Source organism: Kitasatospora sp. NPDC058048, assembly GCF_042885555.1.
Lineage (GTDB): Bacteria > Actinomycetota > Actinomycetes > Streptomycetales > Streptomycetaceae > Kitasatospora > Kitasatospora lactacystinica.
In genome coordinates, this window is record NZ_JBHVRT010000008.1 from 170,019 (window position 1) to 190,460 (window position 20,442).

15 protein-coding genes and 2 pseudogenes are annotated in these 20,442 nt (G+C 74.6%); 14 read left to right on the forward strand and 3 right to left on the reverse strand.

The features are described 5' to 3' along the window. Positions 1–39 precede the first annotated feature (39 nt). The 3 genes from ACFVVA_RS11245 to ACFVVA_RS11255 all read right to left on the reverse strand — a co-directional run bounded on the left by ACFVVA_RS11245 (position 40) and on the right by ACFVVA_RS11255 (position 3,178). A complete protein-coding gene (locus ACFVVA_RS11245) occupies positions 40–1,047 on the reverse strand; it encodes an LLM class flavin-dependent oxidoreductase (protein ID WP_387688299.1) in 1,008 nt (335 codons plus the stop codon). A gap of 71 nt (positions 1,048–1,118) precedes the next feature. Further along, complete coding sequence (locus ACFVVA_RS11250) at positions 1,119–1,826, reverse strand: DUF2269 domain-containing protein (RefSeq protein WP_387688122.1); 708 nt, start codon at positions 1,824–1,826, stop codon at positions 1,119–1,121. Between the two features lie 158 nt (positions 1,827–1,984). Further along, positions 1,985–3,178, reverse strand: a complete 1,194-nt coding sequence (locus ACFVVA_RS11255) for a peptidoglycan-binding protein (protein ID WP_387688124.1) — start codon at positions 3,176–3,178, stop codon at positions 1,985–1,987. A 358-nt stretch (positions 3,179–3,536) separates the two neighbouring features. Here ACFVVA_RS11255 and ACFVVA_RS11260 point away from each other — a divergent pair, with 358 nt between their 5' ends. The 14 genes and pseudogenes from ACFVVA_RS11260 to ACFVVA_RS11325 all read left to right on the forward strand — a co-directional run bounded on the left by ACFVVA_RS11260 (position 3,537) and on the right by ACFVVA_RS11325 (position 20,437). After that, complete coding sequence (locus tag ACFVVA_RS11260; protein ID WP_387688126.1) at positions 3,537–4,883, forward strand: DUF6271 family protein; 1,347 nt, start codon at positions 3,537–3,539, stop codon at positions 4,881–4,883. Further along, positions 4,880–5,377 carry a GNAT family N-acetyltransferase gene (locus ACFVVA_RS11265; RefSeq protein ID WP_380545771.1) on the forward strand — a complete coding sequence of 166 codons (498 nt, stop codon included), beginning with the start codon at positions 4,880–4,882 and terminating at the stop codon, positions 5,375–5,377. Before ACFVVA_RS11260 ends, ACFVVA_RS11265 begins: the two co-directional genes overlap by 4 nt. 148 nt (positions 5,378–5,525) lie before the next feature. Beyond that, positions 5,526–6,539, forward strand: a complete 1,014-nt coding sequence (adhP, locus tag ACFVVA_RS11270; protein ID WP_387688129.1) for an alcohol dehydrogenase AdhP — start codon at positions 5,526–5,528, stop codon at positions 6,537–6,539. 71 nt (positions 6,540–6,610) lie between these two features. Next, on the forward strand, positions 6,611–7,936 hold the full coding sequence (locus tag ACFVVA_RS11275; protein WP_387688131.1) for a hypothetical protein: 1,326 nt from the start codon (positions 6,611–6,613) through the stop codon (positions 7,934–7,936). A gap of 360 nt (positions 7,937–8,296) precedes the next feature. Continuing rightward, a complete protein-coding gene (locus ACFVVA_RS11280; protein WP_387688133.1) occupies positions 8,297–9,349 on the forward strand; it encodes a hypothetical protein in 1,053 nt (350 codons plus the stop codon). Positions 9,350–9,485: 136 nt separating this feature from the next. Next, positions 9,486–11,096 (forward strand): annotated as a pseudogene (locus ACFVVA_RS11285) (AMP-binding protein); the annotation flags it as partial. 72 nt (positions 11,097–11,168) lie between these two features. Further along, positions 11,169–11,513 (forward strand): annotated as a pseudogene (locus ACFVVA_RS11290) (acyl-CoA thioesterase); the annotation flags it as partial. Between the two features lie 88 nt (positions 11,514–11,601). Next, positions 11,602–13,977: an FAD-dependent monooxygenase gene (locus ACFVVA_RS11295; protein WP_387688135.1), complete on the forward strand. Its 2,376-nt coding sequence runs from the start codon at positions 11,602–11,604 to the stop codon at positions 13,975–13,977. Between the two features lie 9 nt (positions 13,978–13,986). Continuing rightward, entirely contained in the window at positions 13,987–14,958 is a 972-nt protein-coding gene (locus tag ACFVVA_RS11300; protein ID WP_387688137.1) for a carbon-nitrogen hydrolase family protein, read from the forward strand. After that, complete coding sequence (locus tag ACFVVA_RS11305; protein ID WP_387688139.1) at positions 14,955–16,094, forward strand: cupin domain-containing protein; 1,140 nt, start codon at positions 14,955–14,957, stop codon at positions 16,092–16,094. The genes ACFVVA_RS11300 and ACFVVA_RS11305 overlap by 4 nt, the downstream gene beginning before the upstream one ends. Positions 16,095–16,111: 17 nt before the next feature. Further along, complete coding sequence (locus tag ACFVVA_RS11310) at positions 16,112–17,044, forward strand: fumarylacetoacetate hydrolase family protein (protein ID WP_387688141.1); 933 nt, start codon at positions 16,112–16,114, stop codon at positions 17,042–17,044. Between the two features lie 32 nt (positions 17,045–17,076). Further along, positions 17,077–17,829 (forward strand): Asp/Glu racemase, encoded by a 753-nt coding sequence (locus ACFVVA_RS11315; protein ID WP_387688143.1) that lies wholly within the window; start codon positions 17,077–17,079, stop codon positions 17,827–17,829. Positions 17,830–17,921: 92 nt separating this feature from the next. After that, a complete protein-coding gene (locus ACFVVA_RS11320; protein WP_387688145.1) occupies positions 17,922–18,764 on the forward strand; it encodes a PaaX family transcriptional regulator C-terminal domain-containing protein in 843 nt (280 codons plus the stop codon). Next, the gene (locus tag ACFVVA_RS11325) at positions 18,761–20,437 is read left to right on the forward strand and encodes an amidohydrolase (protein ID WP_387688147.1); all 1,677 of its coding nucleotides are present in this window, start codon (positions 18,761–18,763) and stop codon (positions 20,435–20,437) included. Before ACFVVA_RS11320 ends, ACFVVA_RS11325 begins: the two co-directional genes overlap by 4 nt. Positions 20,438–20,442 lie beyond the last annotated feature (5 nt).

Sequence of the window (20,442 nt, forward strand, 5' to 3'; positions counted from 1 at the left end):
GACCGACCCCCGATCCGGCCCGCCCCGGCCCTCGCCTGGTCAGATCTGGCCGACGGCCTCGGCGAGGAGCCGGTAGGAGTCGAGCAGCGCGGTGCGGTCGTAGGTGCTGGTGGTGACCAGGAACTCGTCCGCCCCGCTGCACTCGACCAGCTTCGCCAGCTCGGCGGCGGCCTGCTCCGGGGTGCCCGCGATGTGGCCCTTGAGCGACTGCTCGAACGCGGCCCGCTCCCTGGCGGTCATCGCCCGGGCCCGGATTTCGGCGGCGGAGGTCAGCGGCGGGAACTCGCCATGGGTGCGGGAGTACGCGCCGGACCAGGCCTCCGGGACGAGCAGCTCGCACGCCCGCTCGGCCGTGTCGGCGACGGCCACCGTCCCCGAGACCACCACGTACGGCTCGGCGGCCTGCGCGGAAGGACGGAAGCGGGCCCGGTAGCGGTCGATCGCCTCCAGCATCCGGTCCATTCCGCGCGGGGCGGCGATCACCAGCGGCAGTCCCGCGTCGGCGGCCAGGTCGGCGCCCGTGCCGGTGGCCAGGACGAAGGCCGGGACGTGCAGGCCTTCGGCCGGCCGGGCGTGGACCCCGCGGTTCGCCGGCTGCGAGCCGTCGAAGTAGCCGAGCAGTTCGGCCAGCTGGGCACCGAACGCGTCCGCGGCGTCCTTCTCCCGTCCCAGCGCCCGCCGGACACCGTCGGTGAAGCCCACCGAGCGGCCGAGCCCCATGTCGATCCGACCCGGGAACAGTGCGGCCAGCACCCCGAACTGCTCGGCCACCACCAGCGGCTGGTGGTTGGGCAGCATCACCCCGCCGGTACCGACCCTGATGCGCGTGGTGGCGGCCGCCACCGCCGCAGCGAGCACGGTGGGCGCCGACCCGGCCACCCCCGGCACGCCGTGATGCTCGGAGACCCAGAACCGGTGGTAGCCGAGCCGCTCGACCTCACGGGCGAAGGCCACGGTGCTCCGCAGCGCCTGGGCCGGCTCCTCGCCCTGTCGGGTCCGGGAGCGGTCGAGCACGGAGAGCCTGGTCGTGGGCGCGGCAGTGGTCACGTCGTTGGACAACGCCTGCGCCCCGCACGGGCATTCCCCGCGCGACCGGGCCGCGGCCGACGGCCTGCCGGTCAGTCGCCCGCTCCGGGTATTCGGCCCGGACGGGTGTCCGTGGCCTCGGCCGCAGCCTCGGCCCTGACCGGGGCCGGTGCCGGGGCTGTGACCTGGGCCGGGGCGGTGACCTGGGCCGGGGCGGTGACTTTGGCATGGGCCTTGCGGCGGCCCCAGGGCTTGTACACCGACAGGATCACGTTGAACAGGTAGAGCGTCAGCGCCACCGCCGGAACGATCACCGTGTTGTAGCGGACGAAGCCGAGGTCCGCCACCGTGATCGGGCCGGTCGGATGCGCGTCCACCACCCGCACCGCGTCGTGCAGCCGGTCGGTGAGGGCGAGGACGGAGGCCGTCATCGCCCCGAGTGTCAGCCAGAACTTGGTACTCACCCAGTAGTACCGGAACAGCCCCCAGGACGTGCCGAGCCCGAGCGCCACCCCGCTCAGGAAAGTGAGCAGGCTCAGCGGCAGGATCAGCGCGTCACCGAGCAGGCCCATCGCCCGGTAGGCGGTGCGCAGCCGGTCGGCGTCCGCGGTGGTCAGGGCCGTCACCGCCAGGGTGAGCAGGCAGAGCATCAAGGCCAGCCAGCTCACCGAGGCGACGACGTGCAGGACGACCAGCGGTTTGCGCACCGGCGGCGGCAGGCGGCGGCCCCCGGACGCGGGTGCCGCCACCCGCCGTGGCGTCGGTTCGGACGCCGCGACGGCGCCGGTGGGCGAGCGCACGGGTACCTCCTTCGAGTCGGGGTCACCAGGACGGCCCCAGACTCTCCCGTCCCTGCCTCATCCGGCATCTGACGGAGGAAGTAACCTCGTCTACTCCCGAGCGAGTACACAGCCTCGGCGCGGCACCGGCCACGCCTCCCCTGGGAGCAGCACCGCCCTCAGTCGGTCACCGCGAACCCCTGCGCCGCGCCCAGCCGCTGCAGCGAGGCCGGGCCGGGGATCCCGTCCGCCGCCCCCGCCTCGTACCCGCAGCTCCGCTGCCAGGCCGCGTACGCGGAGACCGTCCGGCTGCCGAACGAGCCGTCCACCCAGCGCTGGTCGAGCAGTCCCTCGTCCACCAGCGCCTGCTCCACGATGGCCGCCTCGGCCGGGTAGGTCAGGTGCCCCTGCTCGGCCCCCGGGTCGGTCCGGGCCGCCTCGATCACGTGGGCCACCGAGACCGTCCGCTGCCCGGGCAGGTAGCCGAGCAGCCGGCGCAGCGAGCTCGCGCCCGGGACGCCGTCCGCCGCCTGCCCGGAGTAGCCCAGACTCCCCTGGTAGTCCGAGTAGTTCTCGGTGTCCGCGTCCGTCCAGTTCGGGCCGGGGCCGGAGCGGTAGTGGTCGCCGAAGCCGTTCGCGACCAGCGCCCGCCCGACGGCCGTCACCTGGTAGCCCTGGGCCCCGTAGCCGTACGCGAGGCCGTTGATGCTGACCTGGTAGCGGGCGGGCGCGGCGGGGGGCACCGGGTGCTGCTGGGAGGGCGGGATGTCCGGAGAGCCGGGCCCGGCCGTGAAGTCGGGCCAGGAGCCCGGGTCGGTGTGGTCGTTGTAGGGCACGTGGGCGTGCGCGTACCAGCCGCCGAAGGCCTCCCAGGTCCGCTCGTCGCGGTGGCCGGAGAAGTCGGTGGGCCGGCCCATCGGCCAGATGTCGGGCACGCCCCAGGAGGAGATCCAGGCGTGGATGCGGTCCCAGCCCGCGCACGGGGTGTCGACCAGCCGCGGGTAGACGCCGCCCTGGTAGCGGCAGTAGGGGAAGAAGACCGCCTCGATCTGGATCACCACCCGACCGGCCCGGTTGGTGCGGGTCGGGCTCTCGGCGGGGCTGAGCAGGCTCTTCGAGCGGGAGTCGGCCGGGAACAGCTGCGCCGTGCGGCCGCTGAACGGGTCCCAGACCAGGTGCGGCGCGCTGCCGGCGCCGCTGCCGGTGAAGTAGCCGACCAGGTCCTCGTAGGGGCACCAGTCCTGCGGTGCGGCGGCGGTCGCGTTGCGGTCCCAGGTGATGTGGGCGATGGCCTTCGGCGGGTACTGCTGATCGGTCGGCGCGTGGTCGCCGAGGTCGTGGATCTCGGCACCGGGCAGCCACGGTTCGGGCATTGCGGGCTCCTCCGAACGGCGTAAGGGCATCACCTCCGGTATCGGCAGGAACGGCTCGCGGATTGACCCCGACGGCGCAAATGCCCGGCGATGAACCCCCCGTACCCGTCCGGACGTTCGACTCTGCAGGGGGCGTTCGCCCCCGCGTGCGATTCCGGCGCCCGTGCGGGGGCGGTGGATCGCGCGGGAGGGGGCGTATTGCACCCCGCCGGGGCGCCGCTGTCAATCGTTGACATCAAAAGTGGTCTAGTCCACGGTAGTCCGGCGGACCGGCACCAGCCCGCGCCCGGGGCCTCCCTGTGCGCCCAACTGGCCTCCGTGGAACCGAATCTGACGATCCGATGGAGAAATCCGCACCATGCAAAGAGTCTGCCTCGCCCTGCCCACCATGCGGCCCTGCCCCGACACCATCGCGGAACTCGCCGAGGAGGCGGCCTACGCCGTCGCGACCTTCGGGGTCGAGGTGCACCTCCTCGTCCTCGACACCACCGACGCCGTCGGGTTCGCGGAGAACGCGGGCGCCGTGGCCGCGCTGGAGCCGACCCCCGGCGTGGCCGTCCACCACCTGAGCGAGGCGGGGCAGCGGGAGTTCCTGCGCCGGGTGTCCGAGCGCTCCGGCGCCGCCGACCCCGAACTGCTGCTCGACCTGATGCTCCCGCGGGCCGTCGCGTACGGTTCCTGCGTCAACCGGCTCTTCCTGGGCGCGGCCGCCCTGGGCTGCACCTCGGCGCACCTGCGCAACGACGACGCCGACTTCCAGGTCGTCGACGGCCGGAAGGTCTTCCCGATCCACCACGAGCTGCTCTCGATCGGCCGCCCGGCCGGCGAGGCCGCGGCCGGCGTGTCCCGCTCCGAGCTCGACCCGGCCGACGCGGACAAGCCGGTGATGCTGGTCAGCGGCTCCTTCATCGGCGAACTCAACGTGGACATCAGCGAGATCCACGAGATGGACCCGGCCGTCTACCGCGACGTGGTGCGCCTGTGGACCCCGCCGGTGTGGTCGGAGGAGGAGAGGGACGCGATGGTGGACGTCTCCTTCAAGGGCGCCGGCTCCGAGCCGTTCAGCACCGACGAATCCGTCCTCGGCGTGCCCGACATCTGGGACGTCTACATGTGCAACATCGCCCTGGACCACCGGGCCTACGAGGTGCTGCCGCTGCTGCCCTCGATCGAGACCATCGGCAGCGACTACGCCCTGCTGCACGCCATGGTCCACTCCCGGCTGCCCGGCGTCGTCCACAACCGCCACATCGTCAACTACTACACGCCCGAGCGCCGCACCGGCACCGGCTTCGTCTCCTACCAGATGCGGTTCGTCAAGTTCCTGCTCTCGATGCTGTACCTGTACCCGGTCTACGGCGGGATGATCGACCTCGGCCGCGGGCTGCTGGACGAGCGGCACGGGCTGAAGGTCGAGCCGATCCTCGACCTGGTGCGGGGAAGCGTCGACTGGGACCAGGCCGGGAACGTGCACTGCCTGGACGTCCTGGACCGCTCCTACCGCAAGCTGGGCGGCAAGTACGCCGAGCTCGCGGACGTGGTGGCCGGGCAGCGGCAGCAGCTCCTGGACGAGGCCCGGCAGGACGCCGAGCGGTGGGCGGTGCTGCTGGAGGCCTGGGCGCCGATGGTGGCCGCCGCCCGCGCGGAGGGGCTCGACGCCGGCACGGACGGCGCGGACGCCGGCACGGAGGCGCCGGCTCGGTGAGCGAGGACCTCCGGATCCGGCAGCTGGCCGACGACGACTGGGACGCCGTGGTCGCGCTGGAGCACGACGCCTACGCGGCCGACGACCTGTCCGAGGGCCGGGAGGCGCTCCAGTCGCGCGCCCGCAGCTCGCCCGGCACCTGCTTCGTGCTGGAGCAGCACGGCGTGGTCCGCGGCTACCTGCTGAGCCTGCCCTACCCGCCGCTGCGCTGCCCGGACCTCAGCCGCCCGGAGGAGCAGGCCTTCCGCTCGACCAACCTGCACGTGCACGACCTGGTGATCGCCGAGGACCTGCGCGGACGGGAGGTCGCGCTGGGCTTCATCCGGCACTTCCGGGAGCACGCGAGCGGGCAGGGCTACGAGCGGATCTCGATGGTCGCGGTACGCGGGGCGGACATCCTGCTCCGGCTGCTCGGCTACCGGGCGCACCGGGAGGTGCCGGTACCCGCCTGCTACGGGCGACGGGCGGTGTACATGTCGATGCCGGTGCGCTGACCTGCGCGGATACGCGGACGGATGATCACTCGTTCGGCCTAGTTCGACCGGCGAAGATCACCCCGTCGGGTGAAGCTGGTGGCGGCTGCGCCCCCGCGCAGCCGCCGGCAGTACCCCCGTACCCGGCCGTACGCCCGAGGAGCAGCGCATGAAGGCCGCCGTCGTCCGCGATTTCACCGCACCGCTGGTCGTCGAGGACCAGCCGGTACCCGAGCCGGCCGCGCACCAGGTCCGGGTCCGGATCGAGGCCTCCGGCCTCTGCCACACCGACATCCACGCCGCCCACGGCGACTGGCCGGTCAAGCCCAGCCCGCCGTTCGTGCCCGGGCACGAGGGCGTCGGCATCGTCGAGGCGGCCGGCGGCCTGGTCCGGCACGTCCGGGTGGGCGAGCGGGTCGCCATCCCCTGGCTCGCGGACGCCTGCGGGCGCTGCGACCACTGCGTCTCCGGCTGGGAGACCCTCTGCCTCCAGCAGCACAACAGCGGCTACTCGGTGGACGGCGCCTACGCCGAGTACGCGATCGCGCACGGCGACTACGTCGTCCCCGTCCCCGACGGCATCGACCCGCTGGACGCCGCGCCGCTGTCCTGCGCGGGCGTCACCACCTACAAGGCGCTCAAGGTCTCCGGAGCCGGGCCCGGCACCCGGGTGCTGGTCTCCGGCATCGGCGGGCTCGGCCACCTGGCACTGCAGTACGCCCGCGTCTTCGGCGCCGAGACCATCGCCGTCGACGTCACCGACGACAAACTCGCCCTGGCCCGCGACCTCGGCGCCGACCACGTCCTCGACGCCCGCACCCAGGACGTCGCCGCCGAGGTCCAGGCCCTCGGAGGCGCCCACGCCGCGATCGCCCTCGCCGTCAGCAACGCCTCCTTCCAGGCCGCCTACGGCGCCCTGCGCCGCGGCGGCACCCTCGTCCTGGTCGCCCTCCCGGCCGGTGGCAAGCTCGAACTACCCGTCTTCGAGACGGTGTTGAACGGCACCAAGGTGATCGGCTCGATCGTCGGCACCCGCGAGGACCTCGCCGAGGTCTTCCGGCTGCACGCCCTCGGCCGCACCCGGGTGATCCGCGAGACCCGCCGCCTCGACGACGTGAACGCCTGCTTCGACGAGGTGCTGAGCGGCAAGGTCTCCGCCCGCCTGGTCTTCGACCTGCGCTGACGGCCCCCGGCCCGCCACCCGGCCGGTCAATTCGGCGGCGCGCCCGGCCGGGTGGCGGGCACAATGCCCGGATGCCGCCACTGCTGCACGCCGCCGCCCGCAACCCCGCCCTGCCGCCCGACCTTCTCGGACGGCTGCTCGACGCCGCCGACACCGACGAGGAGCTGGCCGACGCCCTCGCGGACCGGCCGGACCTCGACCCGGCGCAGGCCCGTCGGCTCGCCGGACGCGACGAGGACAGCGCCGTCCGGCTCGCCCGCGGCGGCGCGCTGCGCACCACGGACGTCGACCCGGTCACCCGCCCGCTGGTCGCGCTCACCCTGCTGGACGAGGGACGCGGGGACCCGGCGTGGGCCCGGCAACTGGCCCGGCAACTGGCCCGGGACCCGGACCCGTACGTCCGGATGCGGCTCTGCTCCTGCCCCGGGCTGCCGGACGAGGCCGCCGAGCTCCTCGCGACGGACGAGGACACCGCCGTGCTGGCCGAACTCGGCCTCCACACCCGCCGGTCGGACCTGTTGGCCCGGCTCGCCGCCCACCCCGAGGCCGAGGTCCGGCGATGGGTCGCGGCGAACGAAGCCGCTCCACCCCGGCTGCTGACGGCGCTCCTGGCCGACGAGGACGTCCGGACCCGCGGCCAGGCGGCGGGCAACCCCACGACCCCGGGTGCGGTGGCCGCCCGGCGCGTCGACGACCACCCGCTGGTCCGGCAGCGGCTCTCCGAACACCCCGCGCTGCCGGTGGAGACCTACCACCGGCTCGCCGAGGACCCGGCCCTGCGGGTCCGGGGCAGCCTCGCCGAGAACCCCGGGATCGATCTGCCGCTGATGCACCGGCTCCTCGACGACGAGGACCCCGACGTCCGACGCCGGCTCGCCCGCCACCCGCACGTCCCGCTCGACCTCCTCCAACGGCTCGCCGTCGCCGTCCGGATCGGCGCCGCCCTGCTCCCCCGGATCGCCCGCGCCGCCCCGGACGAACTCACCGCGCTCGCGGGCTCCTCGGAACCCCGGGTGCGGATGCTCGTCGCAGAGCACCGCGACCTGCCCGCCGCCGTACGGGACCGGCTCGCCGCCGACCCGGACGCCGCCGTCGCGAAGGCGGTCGCCCCGCACCCCGGCCTCACCTCGGCGCAACTCACCGCCGTGCTCGACCGGTTCGGCACCAAGGTGGCCACCGCCCTGGCCGCCAACCCGGACGCCCCGGCCGCCCTGCTCGACCGGATCGCCGCCACCGAGCCCGTCCCCATCAAGGCCCTGCGGGCCATCGCCGCCCACCGCCACGCCACCCCCGGCGCCCTCGCCCACTGCCTCGCCTCCCCCGACCCCCGCACGGCCGAGGCCGCGGCGGCCAACCCGGCCCTGCCCCCGGACGTGCTGAGGGCGCTGGTCGGCTGACGCGCGCCGTTCGGACCTGTCCGGATCAGGCCGCGACACCGGTGTGCGCGCTGCACGAGGCGGAGGTGGGCTCCCTACCGACCCGGGACCGGGGCAGGGCCACCGCGGCCGGGGCCCGCGCGGCCGCCGGGCCGGGAGCCGGAGGCGGGCGACGGCGGGCGACGGCGGGTGAAGGCAGGTGAAGGCAGGTGAAGGCAACGCCCGAGCACGCTCCCGGCCGTCACCACCGGCCACGCCACGGCGCCCCGGTTCGTCCGGGTGGCGTTGCAGTTGCGTCTCCGTTCCGTTCGGCGTGGGTACGAAGTGGCCGGCGGTCCGGGATCGTGGGGGGCAACCACTCGTGCGGCAGGGGGAGTTGCCATGGGGGACGGCCGGGGGCCGGCACCGGATGCGGTGGCGGCGGCACTGCTGGGCGACGGGCCGCACCAGGCGGTGGCCGATGTCGTGCGGGCGCGGCTGCGGATGGTGCCGGAGGGCGCCGGGGCGCTCGCGGCGGCGCAGGCGAGCCCGGGGGACGCGCAGGCGCGGGCGCTGCTGGCCGCCGCCGTCGCACACCTGCTGGCCACGGACCCGGCGTTCGCGCAGTACCTGGCCACCACCGCGCTCGGGAAGCCGGGCGATCCACCGACCGTCCAACTGCGGAGCGAGCCCGGCACCGTGCAGCTGCGGGTCGGCCCGCCGTCCGCACCGCCGCCGAAGGGCCCGAGCACCGTTCAGCTGCGGACCGGCCCCGCGGCCGCCCGTGCCCGGGCGCTCGCCGCCCGGCGGAGCAACGCCGGGATCGTGGCGGCGCTCGTCCTGGTGCTGATCGCCGCGCTGGTCGCGCTCGGCGTCCACCTGGGCTCGCGCCCGCTGCTGAAGCCTGGCGGGCCCGGGCTGGCGCACGCCGCGCAGCCGCTGGGCGACCCGGTGCTGGTCCGGGGCGTGCTGCCCGACGAGGGGGCGATGCCCCGCGGGTGGCGGGTGCAGCGGGGGCCGGAGTCGGGGACGGGCCCGACCGACGCGGTGCCGTGCCTGCTGCCGGACGCCTGCGACCGGCAACTCGCCTCGGCCAGCGTGACGTTCGGCGCCGCATCGGTGCAGACCGTGGAGTTCGACGTGGTCGCCTTCGCCTCCCCCGAGGCGGCCGCCAAGGCCTTCGACAGCGCACTCGAACGCACCGGCGGCGTGGAGTCGACGGCGGTGGCGATCCCGCGGATCGGCGACCGGAGTGCCACTCGGACCGTCGGTTCCTCGTCGGCGGTGGCGCTGGTCCAGGTCGGCGGCGTGCTGCTCCTGGTGCGGGACGACGGGCCGGGCGCCGCCCTGACCGCGCCCGGGCTGACGGTGTTCGCCCGGCTGCTCGCCGACCGCGCCCAGCAGGCCCAGGAGGGCCGCACTCCCGACGCCTCCGCCCGGGGGGCGACGAGCTGACGGTCGGCGCGCCCCCGGCGCCCGGAGCGGGCGGGGAGCCGGGTCGTCGCCCGAATGCATGTATCGCTCCCTTGACTGGCGTCACGGACGCGCCATACTGGCCTCACTCCCCGCTCGCACAACGAGGTGCCCGCCCATGGAGCTCTCACCCTCCGCGCACGTGGACACGTTCTGCCGAGACCACCTCCCACCCTTCGAGCAATGGCCCGAACTCCTATTCGAACTACCGGAGTTGGCCTATCCCGATCGCCTGAACTGCGCCGCCGCCCTGCTCGACGACACCATCGAGCGCCTCGGCCCCGACCGGCCCTGCCTGCTCACCCCCACCGAACAGTGGTCCTACGGCGAACTGCGCGACCACGCCGACCGGATCGCCCGCCTGCTGACCGAGGACCTCGGCCTCGTCACCGGCAACCGGGTCCTGCTGCGCGGACCCAACACCCCCTGGCTGGCGGCCTGTTGGCTCGGCGTGCTGAAGGCCGGCGGGGTCGCCGTCACCACCATGCCGCTGCTGCGCGCCGCCGAACTGACCGAACTGCACGGCATCGCCCGGCCCGTCCTCGCCCTGTGCGACCACCGCTTCCTGGACGAGCTGCACCGGGCACGGACCCCCGGACTGCGCGTCCTCGGCTACGGCGGCCCCGGCCCCGAGGACCTCACCGCCCGCTGCGCCGCCAAGGCCGCCCGTTTCCCGGCCGTCCCGACCGCCGCCGACGACGTCGCACTGATCGCCTTCACCTCCGGCACCACCGGCCACCCCAAGGCCACCCTGCACTTCCACCGCGACGTGCTCGCCATCGCCGACACCTTCTCCCGCCACCTGCTCCGCCCCACCCCCGAGGACCTCTTCGCCGGAACCCCGCCGCTCGGCTTCACCTTCGGCCTCGGCGGCCTGCTGGTCTTCCCGCTGCGGGCGGGCGCCGCCGGCCTGCTGCTGGAGCACGCCACCCCGGAGCAACTCGCCGAACAGGTGCGCCGGCACCGGGTGAGCGTGCTGTTCACCGCGCCGACCGCCTACCGGGCCATCCTGGCCGCCGGGCTGGCGGACCGGCTCTCCGGGGTGCGGCACTGCGTCTCGGCGGGCGAGCCGCTGCCCGCCGCCGTCTGGCGGGCCTTCCACGAGGCCACCGGACAGCGGTTGATCGACGGCATCGGCGCCACCGAAATGCTGCACGTGTTCGTCTCGGCCGCCGGCGGGGACATCCGGCCCGGTTCCACCGGCCGGCCCGTCCCCGGCTTCCGGGCCGCGGTCCTGGACGGGCAGGGCCGTCCGGTGCCGGACGGCGAACCCGGGATTCTGGCGGTCAAGGGCCCGACCGGCTGCCGCTACCTGGACGACGAGCGCCAGCTGGACTACGTCCGCGGCGGCTGGAACCTCACCGGCGACACCTACGTCCGGGACGGCGACGGCTACTTCTGGTTCCGGGCCCGCAACGACGACATGATCGTCTCGGCCGGCTACAACATCGCCGGGCCCGAGGTCGAGCAGGCGCTCGCCACCCACCCCGACGTGGCCGACTGCGCGGTGGTCGGCGCGCCGGACGAGCGACGCGGCACGGTGGTCAAGGCGTACGTGGTGCTGCGCCCGGGCGTCCCGGAGGGGCCGGAGACGGCGCGCGGGCTCCAGGAGCACGTCAAGCGCACCATCGCACCGTACAAGTACCCGCGGGCGGTCGAGTTCGTGCCCGGGCTGCCGCGCACCGCGACCGGCAAGCTGCACCGCGCCGAGCTGCGCCGACGGGCCGCACCGACCCCGGCCAGCGTCACCGTCGAGCGCCGGGTGGAGTGGTTCGACACCGACGCCGCCGGGCACTACCACTTCTCCGCCGTGCAGCGCTGGGCCGAGGCGGCGGAGGCGGCCCTGCTGCGCAGGCTCGGACTGGCCGACCTGTTCGGGCGGATCCCCCGGGTGCACTTCGAGGCCGACTACCGCGAACGGCTCTGGTTCGGCGACCTGGTCCGCACCGAGCTGCGGGTGGTCCGGGTCGGCGGCTCCTCGCTGCACTACGCCTTCGAGGTGCACGGCCCGCACGGGCTGGCCGCGAAGGGGCGGATGTCGGTGGTGCACTCCGGACCGCACGACGGGGGCGCCGAGCCGTGGCCCTCGCAGGTCCGCCGCACGCTGGCGGAGGCCGGGCCGCAGCGCCCGGAGGTGGCCGCATGAGCCCCGGGACGGCCGCCGGCGCCGGGGCGGCCGTCGACCCCGGACCGTCCGGCGGTCCCGGGGCGATCACCGCCCCCGAGGCCGCCGCATGAGCACCGCACGGGACCGCACCCGGATCGCCGTGATCGGCGGCGGCCCGGGCGGGCTCTACTTCGCCGCCCTGGCCAAGCAGCTGGCGCCCGACCGGGAGCTCACCGTCTTCGAACGGGACGGCCGGGACGACGAGTTCGGCTTCGGCGTGGTCTTCTCCGACGAGACCCTGGACGGCATCGCGAACGCCGACCCGCACGTCTTCGCCGCGATCAGCGCCGAGTTCGCCCGCTGGAGCGACATCGACATCCGCTTCGCGGGCGAGGTGCGCACCAGCGGCGGCCACGGCTTCGCCGCCCTGGACCGCAACCGGCTGCGCGCCGTCCTGCAACGGCGCTGCGCCGAGCTGGCGGTGGACGTGCGCTACCGGACCCCCGCCCCGCCCGTGGACCGGCTGGCCGCCGAGTACGACCTGGTGGTGGCCGCCGACGGCATCCGCTCCGGCACCCGGGCCGCCTTCCCGGAGAGCTTCCGTCCCGATCTGGACGAGCGCCACTGCCGCTACATGTGGCTCGCCACGGACAAGGTCTTCGAGGCCTTCACCTTCATCGTCGAGCGGTTCGACTTCGGTGTCCTCCAGGTGCACGCCTACCCGTACAGCGCCACCCGCTCGACCTTCATCGTCGAGGCGGCCGCGGACGCCTGGCGCCGCGCGGGCTTCGAGGCCCTCGCCGCACGGGAACCGGCGCGCGGCGAGAGCGATCTGGCGAGCGTGCGTCGCTGCGCGGAGCTGCTCGCCGGGCACCTGGACGGCCACCGGCTGATCCCCAACGCCTCCCGCTGGATCCGCTTCACCACGGTACGCAACGCGAGCTGGCGCCACCGCAACGTGGTCCTGCTCGGCGACGCCGCGCACTCCGCGCACTTCTCGATCGGCTCGGGCACCAAGCTCGCCCTGGAGGACGCCCTCGCCCTGGCCGCCGCGCTGAGCGAACAGCCCACCCTGGACGAGGCGTTGGCCGGTTACGAGGCCGAGCGGCGCCCGGTGGTGGAGTCCACCCAGCGTGCCGCGCAGGCGAGTCTGGAGTGGTTCGAGACCATCGGGCGGCGGACCGGGCAGGACGCCGACCGGTTCGCCTTCAACCTGCTCACCCGCAGCCGGCGGGTCACCTACGGCAATCTGCGGGCCCGCGACCCCGCCTTCGTGGACGCCGTGGACACCGCCTTCGGCGGCTCTCCCGGAGTGCCGCCGATGTTCCGGCCGCTGAAGCTGGGCGCACTGGAACTGCGCAACCGCGTCGTGGTGCCGCCGCTCGCCACCTTCACCTCCCCCGACACGCTGCCCAGCGGCTTCGACCGGGCCCAGCTGACCGGGCACGCGCTCGGCGGCGCGGGGCTGGTGCTCGCCGGGATGACCGCGGTCGGCCCCGAGGGCCGGGCCACCGACCGCTGCCCGGGCCTGTGGACCGACCACCAGGAGGCCGCCTGGCACCGACTCGTCGGCGCTGTCAGAGCGGTGAGCGACACCCCGCTCGGCATCCAGCTGACCCACGCCGGCCGCCGGGGCGCGACCACCGCCCCCGGGCCGGACGGCATCGGCCGCCCGCTCACCGAAGGCTGGCCGCTGATCGCCCCCTCGGCCCTTCCCTGGGACGCCGACAGCCCCGTTCCGCACGAGGCCAACGACATCCAACTGGACGCCGTCACCGCGGACTTCGCAGCCTCCGCCGAGCGGGCCGCCCGGGCCGGCTTCGACGTGCTGGAGCTCCAGTTCGGCCACGGCCACCTGCTCTCCTCCTTCCTCTCCCCGCTCACCAACCGCCGCACCGACCGCTACGGCGGCCCGCTGGCCCACCGGCTGCGGCTGCCCCTGGAGGTACTGACGGCGGTACGGGCCGTCTGGCCGGCCGGCCGCCCGCTGCTGGTGCGGATCTCGGCGAGCGACTGGGCGACCGGCGGCACCACCGAGGAGGAGGCGGTGGCGATCTGCCGCGCGCTCGCCGGGGCCGGGGCGGACGCGCTGGACGTCTCCACCGGCGAGGTGGTGGCTCACCAGCGGCCGCCGTACGGGCGCGGCTACCAGACGCCCTTCGCCGAGCTGATCCGCGCCGCCACCGGCCTGCCGACCATCGCGGTCGGCGCGATCTCCGGGTTCGACGACGCCGACTCCGTGCTGCTGGCCGGGCGGGCCGACCTGGTCGCGGTCGGCCGCGCCCAGCTGTACGACCCGCTCTGGACCCTGCACGCCGCCGCCGAGCGGGGCCACACCGGGCCGGGCGCCCGCTGGCCCGGGCCGTGGGCGGCGGGCAGCCGCAGGCCGCCGGGCCCGAACGCCGACCGGGTCGCCCCGCGCCTGCACCTGCTGCGCGAGCCGCCCGCGCCCGTCCACCGCCGCTGGTCACCGCCCCTTCCTTCCGACACCGCCGAGAAGTGACGAGGAGCCATGCCCCACCTGCCCCGCTTCACCGCCGCCGCCGTCCAGGCCGCCCCGGTCTACCTGGACCCGGCCGCCACCGTCGACAAGGCCGTCGCGCTGATCCACGAGGCGGCCGGGCACGGCGCCGAACTGGTGGTCTTCCCCGAGGTCTTCGTGCCCGGCTACCCGTACTGGAACTGGACGATGAACCCGGTGCAGGGCTCGCCGTGGTTCGAGCGCCTGTACCGGGCCGCCGTCGACGTCCCCGGCCCGTACGTCGACACCCTGCGGGCCGCCGCCCGGCAGGCCGGCGTGGTGCTGGTGATCGGGATCAACGAACGCGGCCGGCCCGGCCTCGGACTGCTGCACAACACCCTGCTGATCATCGACGCGGACGGCGAACTCCTCAGCGTCCACCGCAAGTTGATGCCGACCTGGGCCGAAAAACTGACCTGGGGCCAGGGCGACGGGAGCACCCTCACGGTGCACCCCACCGCCGTCGGCCCGCTCGGCGCGCTGGCCTGCGGCGAGAACACCAATCCGCTGGCCCGCTTCACCCTGCTGGCCCAGGGCGAACTGGTCCACGCCGCCTGCTACATCGCGCTGCCGGTGGGCCCGGAGGACTACGACATGGCGGACTCGATCGCGCTGCGCACCGCCGCGCACTGCTTCGAGGGCAAGGTGTTCTCCGTCGTCTCCTGTTCCACCCTCTCGCCCGGGATGGTGGACCTGATCGCCGGCGACGACCCGCAGGTCCGCAAGCAGCTCGCCCGCCCGCACAGCGCCCTGTCCGGGATCTTCGGCCCGGACGGCCGCCCCGTCACCGAACCGCTGGTGGACGAGGAGGGCATCGTCTACGCCGAGATCGACCTCGGCCGCTGCATCCAGCCCAAGCAGATGCACGACATCGTCGGGCACTACAACCGCTTCGACGTCTTCCGGCTGCACGTGGACAACCGCCCGCTGCGGCCGCTGACGCTCCCCGAGGAGGAGGCATGACCAGCCCCGAGACCACCCCCGGCCACCACGCTCACGACGACGACCGGATCGGCCGGGCCCGGGTCACCGACAGTCCCGAACTGCTGACCTACTACAAGGAGTTGGCCGAGCACGAGGCGGGCGCCCTGTGGACGGTCGCGAACGAGATCGAACCCTGGTACCCGCAGCCGAGGTCCGTCCCGGTGCTCTGGCGCTACGCCGACCTCCGCCCGCTGGTGCGCAAGGCGCTGCCGCTGGTGAAGGCCGACGACGCCGGCCGCCGGGTGGTGATGCTGGTGAACCCCGGCCGCCGCGAACTGAGCGCCGCCGTCGGCCTGTTGTACACCGGCCTGCAGATCATGGGGCCCGGCGAGGCGATGACGGCGCACCGCCACCAGGCCTCCGCGCTGCGCTTCGTCCACGAGGGCACCGGCGCCTGGACCGTCGTGGACGGACAGAAGCTGAAGGTCGGCCCGCGCGACTTCGCGATCACCCCGAACAACACCTGGCACGAGCACGGCAACGAGGCCGACGACGCCCCGGTGATCTGGCAGGACGGCCTGGACATCCCGCTGGTCAACACCCTCGACGCCAACTTCTACGAGGTCCACCCGGAGCTGCACCAGCGACCGGGGCCGGTCACCGGCTCCTCGCTGCTCAGCTACGGCGGCAACCTGCTGCCGTACGGCGTCGAGAAGTGGACCCGGCCGTACTCCCCGCTGCTCGGCTGGCCCTGGGAGCCCAGCTACCACGCGCTGCGCCGGCTCGCCCGCGCCACCGAGGGATCGCCCTACGACGGCGTGATCATGGAGTACACCAACCCGGTCACCGGCGGCCCGGTGATGCCGACCATGTCCGCCCACCTGCAACTGCTGCGCCCGGGCCAGGCCACCCGCGCCCACCGGCACACCGGCTCGGTGGTGTACACCGCGGCCAAGGGACGCGGCGCCTCGGTGATCGCCGGACAGCGCTTCGCATGGCAGCAGGGCGACATCTTCGTCGTCCCGTCCTGGGCCTGGCACGAGCACGAGAACCTCGACCGGGGCGAGGACGCCTGCCTGTTCTCCTTCAACGACTTCCCGGTGATGCACGCGCTCGGCCTCCACCGCGAGGAGGCCCACCCGGACGGGCAGCAGCCCACCGTCACCACCGCCTGACCAGGAGCCCCACCACCATGCACCTGCTGACCTTCCGCACCCACGACGACGCCGGCCCCGCCGGCCGCACCGGGGACGACGGCCATGACGACACCCCGCGCCTCGGCGCCCGGATCGACGGCGACCGGGTCGTCGACCTGACCGCCCTCGCCACCGGCGCCGGGGTCCTACTGCCCCCCGACCTCCTCGGGTTGATCCGCGCCGGAGAGCCGGCCCTGGCCACCGTCCGCGACCTGCTGGCCGGGGCCCCGGCCGGCCGGCCGCTCGCCGAGGTCTCGCTGTGCGCGCCGCTGCGCCCCGGCAAGATCGTCGGCGTCGGCCTCAACTACGTGGAGCACGTGGCCGAGTCGCACCGCACCCTGGACACCGACCGCGAACTGCCCGACCGGCCGGTGCTGTTCGGCAAGCCCTCGACCGCCGTCACCGGCCCGGGCGGCCCCATCCTGCACAACGCCGACCTCACCAAGCAGCTCGACTGGGAGTGCGAACTCGCCGTGGTGATCGGCGCACCGGCCTTCCGGGTGGCCGAGGCGGACGCGCTGCGGCACGTGTTCGGCTACAGCATCGTCAACGACATCAGTGCCCGGGACCAGCGCCGCTCCGGCCAGTGGTTCTTCTCCAAGGGCCAGGACAGCTACGCGCCGTTCGGCCCGGTCGTGGTGACCGCCGACGAGATCCCCGACCCGCAGCGGCTCGACCTCTCGCTCAAGGTCAACGGCGAGCTGCGGCAGGACTCCAACACCCGCCACATGCTGTTCGGCGTCGCCCGGCTGATCGCCGACATCTCCTCCGGCGTCACCCTGGAACCGGGCGACGTGATCTCCACCGGTTCCCCCTCCGGCGTCGGCGCCGGGATGGTGCCGCCGCAGTTCCTCCAGCCCGGCGACCTGGTCGAGGCCACCATCGAGCGGATCGGCACGCTCGCCAACCCGGTGATCGACGCCCGCTGACCCGCCCCGGACCGGAAAGGACCGTCCACCCGATGACCACCCACCGGATCGGCCAGATCGTCCCGAGCTCCAACGTCACCATGGAGACCGAGGTCCCCGCCCTGCTGCGGGCCCGCGAGGCCGTCGCCCCCGAGCGGTTCACCTTCCACTCCAGCCGGATGCGGATGACCAGGGTCACCCCCGAACAACTGCGCGCCATGGACGCCGAGTCCGACCGCTGCGCCGCCGAGCTGTCGGACGCCCGGGTGGACGTGATCGGCTACGCCTGCCTGGTCGCCGTGATGGCGACCGGCCCCGGCTACCACCGGCAGGCCGAACGGCGGCTGCACCTGCGCACCGTCCAGAACGGCGCCCCCGCGCCCGTGGTCACCAGCGCCGGCGCGCTCGTCGCCGGGCTGCACGAACTCGGGGCCGCGAAGGTCGCCATGGTCACCCCGTACCTGCGACCGCTGGCCCGGACGGTGGTCGAGTACCTCGCCGCCGAGGGCATCGAGGTGCTCGACCACGCCGCCCTGGAGATCGCCGACAACCTCGACGTCGCCGCCCACGACCCGGCCCTGCTGCCCGCCATCGCCCGCGGTCTCGCCCACGCCGAGGCGGACGCGGTGGTGCTCTCGGCCTGCGTGCAACTGCCCTCGCTGTCCGCGGTCGAGGAGGCCGAGCAGCAGTTGGGCAAGCCGGTGGTCTCGGCTGCCGTCTGCACCACCCACCAGCTCCTGCGGGCCCTCGGCCTGCCCGCCTTCGCGCCCGGCGCCGGACACCTGCTCTCCGGTGCCTACGCGTAGCCTCCCGGGCGCCTTGGGAACGCGGGATTGCGCGCCCTCGGACCGGCACTCTCGTTATGATCGCCACCACCACCGGGGAGGAGGGCCCGCGCATGTCCGAGAACACGTCCCGGCCGAGCTCCCTGATCCACACCGTCTACGGCGAGTTCGTCCGCCGCCTCGGCGGCTGGATATCCATCGCCGACCTGATCGCGCTGCTGGCCGAGCTGGACGTCGACGGCCCGGCCGTCCGCTCGGCGATCTCGCGGTTGAAGAAGGCCGGCACCCTGCTCCAGGAGCGGCGCGCCGGCACGGGGTACCGGCTCGCGCTCGCGATGGAACCGGTCTTCGAGGAGGGCGACCGGCGGATCTTCCACAGCCTGGAGCCGGCCGAACTCGCCGACGGCTGGGTGGTGGCGGTCTTCTCGGTGCCCGAGTCCGCCCGCGCCCACCGCCACCAGCTGCGCTCCCGGCTGAGCTGGCTGGGCTTCGGCAACGCCGCCCCCGGGGTCTGGCTGGCACCGGCCCGGCTGCTGCCGGACGCCCGTCGGCTGCTGGACCGGCTCGGGCTGAGCGCCTACGTCCATCTGTTCCTCTCCGCCGAGTACGCCGGCTTCGCCGATCTCCCTACGGCGGTGGCGAGTTGGTGGGACCTCCCGGCGATCGAGGCGCAGTACGGGGCCTTCGCCGAGGCCTGGCACCCGGCCGCCGAGGAGCTGCGCGGACGGTCTCCGGTCGACCCGGCCGACGCCTTCCGCGACTACGTGCCGATGCTCACCCGGTGGCGCCGGCTGCCGTACCTGGATCCGGGGCTGCCCGCGCTGCTGCTGCCCGCCGACTGGAACGCGGTACCGGCACGCGCGGTGTTCACCGAGTTGCACGGACTGCTCGCCGAGCCCAGCCTCCGGTACGTCGAGAAGGTCACCGGACTGTCCCGCCCCCAGGAGCCGCAATGACCGACCCCACCGATCCGGCGATCCGACCCGCCTCCGCCGTTCCGGCGGGCCGCCCCACCCCCGCGGACCTGCTGATCCGCGCCGCCGCCGTGCACACCCTGGTGCCCGGCGAGCCGCCCCGGCGGGCGGTCGCCGTCACCGGTGGCCGGATCACCGCGCTCGCCGCCGCGCCCGACGGACTGGACGCCCTGATCGGCCCGGGCACCGAGGTGGTGGACGCCCCGGGCTCGACCGTGCTGCCCGCCTTCGACGACACCCACACCCACCTGGTCCTGGCCGGACACAGCGTCCACGGTGTGCCCGTCCACCGGGCCCGCGACCTCGCCGGATTCCTCGGCCTGATCCGCGAACGCGCCGCCCGCACCCCCGCCGGGGAGTGGATCCGCACCACGGTCAACTGGCAGGAGATCCTGCTGGCCGAGCAACGGATGCCCACCACCGGGGAGTTGGACACGGCCACCGCCGAACACCCGGTGCTGGTGCGCCGCGGCGCGTACAACATGGTGCTCAACTCGGCGGCGCTGCGGCTGGCCGGGATCACCGACGCCACCGAGGCGCCGCCGGGCGGCGTGATCGAGCGCGACGAGCACGGGCGGCTCACCGGCCGGCTGATCGACCGGGCGGTCGAGCTGGTCGAGCGGGTGCTGCCGCGCCCGACCCTCACGGAGCGGATCGAGGGACTGCGCGCCGCCTCCGCCGACTTCGCCGCCACCGGGATCGGCACCGTCCGCGACTGCCTGGTCCCGGCCGAGGACCTCGACGTCCTGGACGCCGCCCGGGCCGAGGGCGCCCTGGCCGTCCGGGTCCGCGCGCTGGTCTCCGGTTTCGCCGCCCGCACGCCGGCCCAGGTGGACGCACTGCTGGACCGGATGGACGACTGGCGGGCGGCTGGCCGGGACGACGACCGACTGCGGCTCTGGGGCGTCAAGTTCGGGATCGACGGCGGCTTCGAGGCGGGCGCGGTGGAGGAGCCGTACCAGGGGCAGCCCTGCTACCAGGGCCGGCTGCTCTGGGAGCCGGACGAGCTGCTCGCGGCGGTGGAGCGGGTGGTCGGGCGGGGCCGGCGGGTCGGTGTGCACGCCTGGGGCGACCGCGGGCTGCGGGTCCTGCTGGACGTCTTCGAGCAGGTGGCCGAGCGCCACCCCGGCCTGCCGCCGGGCACCCTGGTGGTCGAGCACGGCGGCCTGGCCCGCCCCGAGCAGCGGGCGCGGGCGATCGCGCTGGGCATCCCGGTGACGGTCCAGCACCCACTGCTGCACGACGGCGCGCTCACCCAGCAGCGGGCCTGGGGCGAGGAGCGCACCGCCGCGCTCTTCCCGCTGCGCGAGTGGCTGGACGAGGGCGCGCTGATCACCGGCGGCTCGGACTTCCCGGTCGGCCCGTACGGCGCGATGCTGTCGGTCTGGGGCATGACCACCCGGGGCACCACGGCCGGGGTGGTCGGCCCGGAGCACGCGATCGGCCGGTCCGAGGCGGTTGCGCTGCACACCGTGAACGCGGCCCGGCTGACCGGCGAGAGCGCGGTGCGCGGCGGCCTGCGGCCGGGGGCATTCGCCGACCTCACGGTGTGGCCGGTCGATCCGCTGGATCCGTCGGCCTGCCCGGTGGACGCGCTGCGCGAGCTGCGCCCCACCCGTACGGTGGTCGACGGCCTTACCGTGCACCGCGCCTGACGAAT

Coding starts and splice junctions, on each gene's coding strand:
- ACFVVA_RS11255 (WP_387688124.1), bottom strand. CDS start 3,178: ATGCCCGAACCGTGGCTGCCCGGTGCCGAGATCCACGACCTCGGCGAC.
- ACFVVA_RS11260 (WP_387688126.1), top strand. CDS start 3,537: ATGCAAAGAGTCTGCCTCGCCCTGCCCACCATGCGGCCCTGCCCCGAC.
- adhP (WP_387688129.1), top strand. CDS start 5,526: ATGAAGGCCGCCGTCGTCCGCGATTTCACCGCACCGCTGGTCGTCGAG.
- ACFVVA_RS11275 (WP_387688131.1), top strand. CDS start 6,611: ATGCCGCCACTGCTGCACGCCGCCGCCCGCAACCCCGCCCTGCCGCCC.
- ACFVVA_RS11280 (WP_387688133.1), top strand. CDS start 8,297: ATGGGGGACGGCCGGGGGCCGGCACCGGATGCGGTGGCGGCGGCACTG.
- ACFVVA_RS11295 (WP_387688135.1), top strand. CDS start 11,602: ATGAGCACCGCACGGGACCGCACCCGGATCGCCGTGATCGGCGGCGGC.
- ACFVVA_RS11300 (WP_387688137.1), top strand. CDS start 13,987: ATGCCCCACCTGCCCCGCTTCACCGCCGCCGCCGTCCAGGCCGCCCCG.
- ACFVVA_RS11305 (WP_387688139.1), top strand. CDS start 14,955: ATGACCAGCCCCGAGACCACCCCCGGCCACCACGCTCACGACGACGAC.
- ACFVVA_RS11310 (WP_387688141.1), top strand. CDS start 16,112: ATGCACCTGCTGACCTTCCGCACCCACGACGACGCCGGCCCCGCCGGC.
- ACFVVA_RS11315 (WP_387688143.1), top strand. CDS start 17,077: ATGACCACCCACCGGATCGGCCAGATCGTCCCGAGCTCCAACGTCACC.
- ACFVVA_RS11320 (WP_387688145.1), top strand. CDS start 17,922: ATGTCCGAGAACACGTCCCGGCCGAGCTCCCTGATCCACACCGTCTAC.
- ACFVVA_RS11325 (WP_387688147.1), top strand. CDS start 18,761: ATGACCGACCCCACCGATCCGGCGATCCGACCCGCCTCCGCCGTTCCG.